Genomic DNA, 7517 nt, shown 5'->3' with positions numbered 1-7517 from the left:
AGGGCGGCGATCTGGAGCTGAAACGGGATCTGCTGGATCCACTCCTCCTCATCAATGCCGATCGTGGCGAGCACCAGGCCGAGCAGGCCGCCCACGGCCTCGCCAGCCCGGCTGACCGTCGTCGCTGGGCCGCTCGCGACCGCCTCGTGCGAGAGGGCATGCAAGAGAAGGCCCGCCACGGCAGAGAGCAGCCAGGGCTCGACCGCTTCAAGGCGCTCCACATCGACGAGCCGCGTCGCGAAGGCCCCAACCACCGTGGCGAGCGCGATGCCCGCGAGCGCCGCGCTCATGGCACGCTTGCCGCCCGTACCCGCCCTCACCTCAAGGACCTGGATCGCCACCACCATGGCGAGCGGCACCGTGTGCGCCGCCAGCGCGAGCACGACAGGCAGCGTCAGCTGACCCACCCGCGAGAGCGACGCCACCGCCGCACCCTCGCCGAACTGATGCGCCAGCACCGCGGCATACCCCATCGCGAGCGCCGTCGTGGGCGTGCGGTGAGCGCCCGCCTCGCCGATCACGAGGCGCTCGAGCAAGGCCGGCGCGAGGAAGCCCGCCACCGCCGCGAGCACCGCTGGCCAGCCGATCTCGCCGAGCGCCTCCGGCAAGAGATGCAGCAACGCTATCGACGCCGCCCCGACCAGGGCGAACGTCCGGAGCGCAGACATCGCGCCCTCGCTGCGATGACGGAAGAGCGCCGCAATGCCGCCCAGCATGACGGCCAGCGCGAGGAGCAAGACGCCGAACGCCAGCGACACAGGCGCCCTCCTAGCACGGATCGACCACGAACCGGCGCCGAGCCGTGCATCTTGTGTGGCGCGCTACGAATAGGGGAGGTGGTGGCGGCCCGCGCGGAGGATCAGATCGCCGACGAGGGCGGTCCAGCCGGTCTGGTGCGAGGCGCCGAGCCCGGCGCCGGTGTCGCCGTGGAAGTACTCGAAGAAGAACAGACGATCCCGGAAATGAGGGTCGCGGTGGAAGAGCGGGTGCTCGCCGTAGACGGGGCGGCGCCCCTCGCGATCGCGCTCGAAGATCGCGATCAGCCGTCGCTCCAGCTCGTGCGCGCCGTCGCGGAGCGTGCGAGGGCCGTGGCCGCCGATCGGGGGGATTGTGAGCACGTCGCCGAAGCCGTGATCGAGCCGGAGCAGCGAGCGGTAGAGCAGATAGCCGAGCGGGAACCAGATCGGGCCGCGCCAGTTGGAGTTGCCCCCCTTCATGCGCGTGATCGACTCGCCCGGCTCGTAACCGACCGTGTACTGCGCATGGCAGGGCTGCTCCAGCCCGAGCGAGACAGGCGCGGCCGCGTGCTCCTTCGAGAGCGAGCGCGGGCCGAACGGCGAGAGGAACTTGTCCTCGTCGAACAGGTGCGCGAGCACCCGCTCGAGGCGCCCCGGCGTCACCGCAGAGAGCACCTGCCGGCCGTCCGGACGCACCGTGATCGCCTCAGCGAGCGCGGGGTTCTTGCGGAGGAACCACTCGGTCCGGCGCCGGAAGTTCGCGAGCTTGCCGTAGATCTCCGGCGTGATCACGTGCACGGCGCAGAGCGGGATGAGGCCCACCGCCGACCGGATCTTCACGTGCCGCGGCCTCCCGCCGGCGGTGAGGATGTCGAAGTAGAAGCCTTCCTCTTCGGACCAGAGCGGCAGCCTGCCGCCCTCCGCGTGGTGGAGCGCGTGCGCGATCCGCAGGAAATGCTCGAAGAATTTGCTGGCGAGATCCTCGTACGCGGAGTTGTCGAGCGCGAGCTCGAGCGCGATGCGCATGAGGTCGAGGCAGTACATCGCCATCCACGCGGTGGCGTCCGCCTGCTCGAGGCGCATCCCGGGCGCGAGCCGCTCGCTGCGATCGAAGAGGGAGATGTTGTCGAGGCCGAGGAACCCGCCCTCGAACACGTTGTGCCCCTCGGCGTCACGCTTGTTGACCCACCAGGCGAAGTTGATGAGGAGCTTGTGGAACACGCGCTCCAGGAACACCCGATCGCCCTCGCCCCGCTGCTTCCGCTCGATCTTGTAGAGCTGGTAGGTCGCCCAGGCGTGCACCGGCGGGTTCAGGTCCGAGAACTCCCACTCGTACGCGGGCAGCTGGCCGTTCGGGTGCTGGTACCACTCCTTGACCATCAGCTTCAGCTGCGCCTTCGCGAGATCGATGTCGAGCGAGGCCAGCGCGACCGCGTGGAAGGCGAGATCCCAGGCCGCGAACCAGGGGTACTCCCACTTGTCCGGCATCGAGATGACGTCGGCGACCGAGACGTGACGCCACTGGCCGTTGCGGCCCGAGAGCCGCTCGGGCGGCGGCGCCTCGACGTCGCCGCGGAGCCACGTGTCGACGTCGTAGTGATAGAACTGCATCGTCCAGAAGAGCCCCGCCGCCGCCTGCCGCTGGATGGCGCGGCGATCCTCGGACAGATGAGGGCCCTGGACGGCGAGATAGTACTCGTCCGCCTCGCGGCGGCGCATCTCGAGGAGCTCGTCCGCGAACTCGAACGGCCGCTCCACCGGGTCCGGCGCGAGCCGGAGCAGGATCCGCCTGCGCCCGCCGGCCGGCACCTCGAGGCGGTGCCAGCTCGCGGCCTTGGTGCCGCGCAGCTCGGGGTTCACCCGCGACGCGTCGCCGTGGATGACCCGGTCATGGAACGCGTCCTTCACGTAGGGTGTCCGCGAGGGGGCGCCGTAGAGCCGCTCGTGGTTCGTCTCGTTGTTGGTGAAGAGCAGCTCCGGCCTGCCCTCGATGTAGAGGTGATGCGCGCCGTGCTCGGGGTGCGCCGCGCGCAGCATCACGTGCCCAGGGCCGCTCTGCATGGCCCGGATCTCCGGGACCGGGCCGGGCGGGTCGCTCCACGACCAGGTGTTGCGGAACCAGAGGTGCGGCAGCACGTGGATCGGCGCGGGCTCCGGGCCGCGGTTCACCACCGTGATGACCATGAAGATGTCGCTCGGGCTCCGCTTCGCGTACTCGACGATCACGTCGAAGTAGCGATCTCCGTCGAAGGCGCCGAGATCGGGGAGATCGACCTCGCCGTCGGAGAGGCCGCGCTCGCGCGCGGCGTCGATGAGCGCTCCGTACGGGAACTCGCGCTGCGGGTACCGGTAGAGGTAACGCAGGTAGCTGGAGGTCGGCGTCGCGTCCTCGTAGTAGTAGATCTCCTTGACGTCCTCGCCGTGGTTGCCCTCGGGCCCGGTCAGGCCGAAGGCCCGCTCCTTCAAGATCGGGTCCCTCTCGTTCCAGACGGCGACGGCGAGGCACAGGATCTGGTGGCGGTCGCAGATGCCGCCGAGGCCGTCCTCGTTCCAGCGATAGGCGCGGCTCCGGGCGTGATCGTGCGGGAAATGCGCCCAGGCGTCCCCGTTCGCGCTGTAGTCCTCTCGCACCGTCCCCCAGGCGCGCTCCGACAGGTAAGGGCCCCAGTGCTTCCAGCGCAAGAGGCGCTCGCGCTCCTCTTCGAGGCGGCGGTGCTCGGCGGTCAGCGCGGCGGGGACGGTCCTCGTCATGCGAGCCACGCTAGGCGACCCGGGCGGAGGCGTCGAGCCCGCGGCCCCCGCGCGGACGGCCGCGACCGGCGCTACTCGGTGCGCTTGATGATGTGGAATCCGAACGGGGTCTCGACGACCTCGCTCACCTCGCCGACCTTCAGGGCAAAGGCGACATCGGCGAAGCCCTTCACCATCACGCCGCGCTCGAACACCCCGAGGTCGCCGCCGCGCTCCTTGGCGCCAGGCTCGTCGCTGTACTCGGCGACCACGTCCTCGAAGGCCGCCCCGCCGCGGATCTTGAGGAGCGCCTCCTGGGCGCGCGCGCGCGCCTCGTCGCGCGTGCGGCGGACGCCCTCGGGCCTGCTCTTCGAGCCGTCGTGCATGACGAGGATGTGCCGCGCGCCGATCTGCTTGGGCTGGCTCGCCACGAGCGCCCGCTCGCGCTCTTGCGCCGCGTCCTCCTCGGCCGCGCGGATCGGCGCGGAGACCGCGAGGCCGCCGCCGACCCAGGACGGCGAGGTGGCCAGCGTCCCGCAGGCGGTCGCGCCGAGGAGCGCGAGGGGAGAGCACGCCGAGAGCGCGCGGACCAGCACGGCGCGGAGAGCAGGGCTACGCATCGGCGCGGAGACTGCCGCGGGAGGGAGGCGCCGGCAACCCTTCCGGCCCGCGCCCGGGACCGCTCAGCGCAGCACCATCGCCGGGACGAAGGCCCACCCGCCCGCGGCCACGGTCACCCGGGCGCGCCGCACCTCGCCCCGGGCGCTCACGACCACCTCGTGCGTGCCCGCGGGGACGCGGGTGCGCGCGATCGCGATGCGCGCGGGGAGCGTCGACCAGCCGCGCGTGTCCGGGGTGTCGAGCGCGGTCAGCGTCGCGCTCGTGAGCAGGCCGACGAGCAGGCCCAGCGGGCCGGAGTCCTCCGCGGCCGCCTCGGTGGCGCCCTGGGCGGCCTCGCCCGCGGCGACGCGGGCGAGCGTCCGCGTGATGGCCGACAGGATGATCGTGCCCTCGCTCTTCTTCCAGGCCGAGCGCACCTGCGCCTCGACGTCGAGGGCCTGCTCCAGCGGCTGGGAGCGCCCATCCAGCGTCAGGGTCGGGACCGCGTAGCCGCCCTTGCCCCGGGCGAGCGTCGGGTAGTTGACCCACGTGACGAGCCCCTTGGCCGCGAGCTCGTTGGCCCGCGCGCGATCGGTCGGGCTGATGTCGTCGGCGACGAACGTGAGCGCGAGCCCGATCGGCAAGCGCTGCGGCACCTTCTGCGGCACGCGCCCGAACCCGACGACGACCACGAGCTCCGCCTCGCCGGCCTCGGCGAGCGGCGGCGGCGGCTCCACGCCCTCGATCTGGGCGGCGATGCGGGGCGTCCTCGGCTCGCCGCGCGTGAGCGCGCGGAGCGGGGCGCGGAGCGACGGGTACGGCCCGTGGCGGAGCGCGTCGTCGTAGTAGAGGAGCGCCTCGTCGACCTGACCGCTCTTCTCGAAGGCGAAGCCGGCGAGGTAGCTCCCGAGGCCGACGAGCGCCGTCTCGCCCTCGTGATCGCGCAGGTACTTCTGCATCACGGCGAGGCGGCGGGCCTCGACCCTGGCCCCGTTGAGGTCGCGCTGGGCCAGGTAGTTCATCATGTTGATGGTGTTGATGAGCAGCTTCTCGTACGCAGGCGCCTTGTACGGGCCCGCGTCGTCCGAGAAGAGGTATTTCCCGAGCTCGGCGGCGGCCCCGCGCGACATGTCGAGCAGGTCGATCGACTTGTCGGCCGCCCCGAGATCGCGCGCGGACAGCTTGTAGCGGTCCATGCCGAGGAGGATGTTGCCGCGGTCGAGCAGGAGGAGCGCGTTGTCGCCCTTCAGCGCCGGAAGCTCGGCCGCGCTCGCGACCTCCATCTGCTCGTTCAGCGCGGCCACCGCCTCCGCGGGCGCCCCGCGGTCGAGCGCGGCGAGCGCGGTGCGCACGCGATCTTCGTGGCCGGCGCAGGCGACCTGTCCGACGCCGAGGAGCAGCGCGAGAGGCACGAGGACCGCGCGCCCGCGCCCCCGGAGGCTCGCGTGCCGCCAGCGCATCACTCCTGGATGAGCGCCTTGGTGAAGGCCGCCTTGTTCTGCCAGGCCACCGCGCTCGTGGCGACCTCGATGAGCTGCATGAACATGAAGTACTGGACGCGGCGCTCGTCCTCGGTGCGCTCGTCGGAGGTGAAGACCTTGCCGGTGATGTAGTACTTCGCGCCGAGCTGGCGGTTGTACTCGGCGATGTGGTCCGGATCGAACCCGCCGCCGTGCTGCTGCTCGATCTCGGCGATCATCTGCTGCTGGCGCTCGACGCTCACCACGGTGACGAGGCCCGTGTTGACCATGTACGTCTCGATGTCCGACAGGAGCGCCTGGAGCTGGCTGTCGATGTGCTCGCTCGTCTGGTTCGACAGCGGGTAGATGGCGAGCGTGGGCCGCGAGCCCTCCTGCGCCCACGCCTTCGCGATGGGCGAGGCCATCAGCGACTTCAGGTTCTCGTGGAGGAGCTGCTCGATGTCGCGCTTGTCGATCCCCGTGCTCATCGCGGCGTCGTCGAGCCCCTCGACCTGGTTGCCGCGCACGTAGGTCGGCCCGCAGCCGAGGGACGTCGAGGCGAGCGCGAGCGCCGCGAGGAGCGCGGCCGGACGGATGATGGGCGAGCTGGGCATGGACACTCCGCAGGGTCTGGACGGGCGCATCCTAGCAGGCGAGGTGTGCGCCGGAGCGCCGATCAGGCGGAAATCGTGCTCCGCCGCGCGGCGCGCGCCCGCGGAGCCGCCGTCCCGGCGCGCCTCAGCGCGAGCAGCGCGAAGAGCGCGAAGAGCGCGCGCGCGGAGGCGGCCCCGCCCCCGGCCACGGGGCCGTGGGCGCACGAGAGCCAGCGCTCGTCGAGCGGCCGACGCGACGGCGATCGCTCCGCCAGGCCGGGCGCCGTGGCCCACCAGGGCGCGCCGTAGGCGCCGGCGTCGGCGGCGCGCGTCGCCTCGGCGACGAGCCAGTCGCGATGGGCGATCAGCCCGCCGTAGATGGGGTCGGAGCAGCCGGCCGGCCCGCGTGAGGTCACGCCGATGATCCGCCCGGCGCCGTCGAGCGCGGGTCCGCCCGAGTCGCCGCTGCAGATGCCGCTCTCGCCGCGCCACTCGCTGCCCGTGACGCGCTGCTGCGTCCCGCACCCGTAGCCGACGCACTCGACGCGGAGCCCGTCGCGGCGCCGACGCGCGCCGCCGTCGCGCGCCCTGCCCTCCGTGTCGCCGAAGCCGACCGCCGAGTAGACCTCGCTCTCCTCGGGCGGCCGGTCGAGGCGGGGCGCGAGGGGCGTGACGTCGCTGCTCGGGACCGGCGAAGCGAGGACGACGAGCGCGAGGTCGCGGCCGCACACGGCGTTGCCGTCGGGCGGGCTGAGCACCGCGCGCACGGCGAGCCACGGCGCGTCCGCGGCCCACATGGCCCGGCCGAGGGTGGCGTAGACCTGCGAGGCGTCGACCGGCTCACCGAACGTCGCCGTCTTGCAGGAGATGAGCTTCGGCGCCTCCGCGATGCAGTGCTGCGCCGTGAGCACCAGGTCGGGCGCGATCAGGGTGCTCGAGCAGGTCCGCGCGACGCGGCCCTTCCGATCCGTGATGATCAGCCCGGCGACCGCGCGATCTCCCGCGTCGGGATAGCCTCCCTTGATCTCCAGCGCGGCCTCGTCCGCGTCCTCCCCGCGCGCGGCAGGCTCGCCCGCGTCGCCCGCGCAGCCGGCCAGCGCGGCGGCGGCGAGGAGGTATCCAGCTCGGGTACACCACGCGGTGCTGTTCCGGAACACGGCAAGCCGCCGTTGCACGGCACCTGCCAGCCTGGGCTGTGCATGCGCCGCGTTTCTCGAGGCAGGAGAGGATTGCTTCCGAGGAAGCTCACGCGCCCGCCGAGCTGCGCAGCGCTGTGGTGGGCGCTGCGGCCGGCGCGCCGATCGGGCTCGTGGGGAGCCGAGCGCCCGACCCCGGCGCCGGCAGGGAGCCAGGGGCTTCGCGATCGATCCTCCAGGGGAAGGACGATGGGCGAGCTC

At 72.4% G+C, this 7517-nt stretch carries 6 protein-coding genes (1 of these 6 running past the window's edge); all 6 read right to left on the bottom strand.

Annotated features, from left to right (window positions below; translation table 11 throughout):
* A protein-coding gene (locus WME98_RS14080; protein WP_437951770.1) for a hypothetical protein crosses the window boundary here: on the bottom strand, positions 1–737 show its 5' portion. 70 nt of this gene lie to the left of the window's left edge; only the first 737 of its 807 coding nucleotides appear in the window; its start codon is at positions 735–737; its stop codon lies off the left edge, out of view.
* Between the two features lie 84 nt (positions 738–821).
* Complete coding sequence (locus WME98_RS14075) at positions 822–3488, bottom strand: MGH1-like glycoside hydrolase domain-containing protein (RefSeq protein ID WP_437951769.1); 2667 nt, start codon at positions 3486–3488, stop codon at positions 822–824.
* 71 nt (positions 3489–3559) lie between these two features.
* Positions 3560–4087, bottom strand: coding sequence for a peptidylprolyl isomerase (locus WME98_RS14070; protein ID WP_061628155.1), 528 nt, complete (start codon positions 4085–4087; stop codon positions 3560–3562).
* 63 nt (positions 4088–4150) lie between these two features.
* On the bottom strand, positions 4151–5527 hold the full coding sequence (locus tag WME98_RS14065; protein WP_437951768.1) for a hypothetical protein: 1377 nt from the start codon (positions 5525–5527) through the stop codon (positions 4151–4153).
* Positions 5527–6141, bottom strand: coding sequence for a penicillin-binding protein activator LpoB (locus WME98_RS14060; protein ID WP_020740473.1), 615 nt, complete (start codon positions 6139–6141; stop codon positions 5527–5529). The genes WME98_RS14065 and WME98_RS14060 overlap by 1 nt, the downstream gene beginning before the upstream one ends.
* A gap of 62 nt (positions 6142–6203) precedes the next feature.
* Complete coding sequence (locus WME98_RS14055; RefSeq protein ID WP_437951767.1) at positions 6204–7295, bottom strand: trypsin-like serine protease; 1092 nt, start codon at positions 7293–7295, stop codon at positions 6204–6206.
* Positions 7296–7517: the final 222 nt, after the last annotated feature.

The organism is Sorangium sp. So ce296 (genome assembly GCF_051529605.1).
Lineage (GTDB): Bacteria > Myxococcota_A > Polyangia > Polyangiales > Polyangiaceae > Sorangium > Sorangium cellulosum_D.
The sequence above is the reverse complement of the archived record's forward strand: the minus strand, read 5'-3'. Positions and strand labels throughout refer to the sequence as shown.

Coding starts and splice junctions, on each gene's coding strand:
- WME98_RS14075 (WP_437951769.1), bottom strand. CDS start 3,488: ATGACGAGGACCGTCCCCGCCGCGCTGACCGCCGAGCACCGCCGCCTC.
- WME98_RS14070 (WP_061628155.1), bottom strand. CDS start 4,087: ATGCGTAGCCCTGCTCTCCGCGCCGTGCTGGTCCGCGCGCTCTCGGCG.
- WME98_RS14065 (WP_437951768.1), bottom strand. CDS start 5,527: ATGCGCTGGCGGCACGCGAGCCTCCGGGGGCGCGGGCGCGCGGTCCTC.
- WME98_RS14060 (WP_020740473.1), bottom strand. CDS start 6,141: ATGCCCAGCTCGCCCATCATCCGTCCGGCCGCGCTCCTCGCGGCGCTC.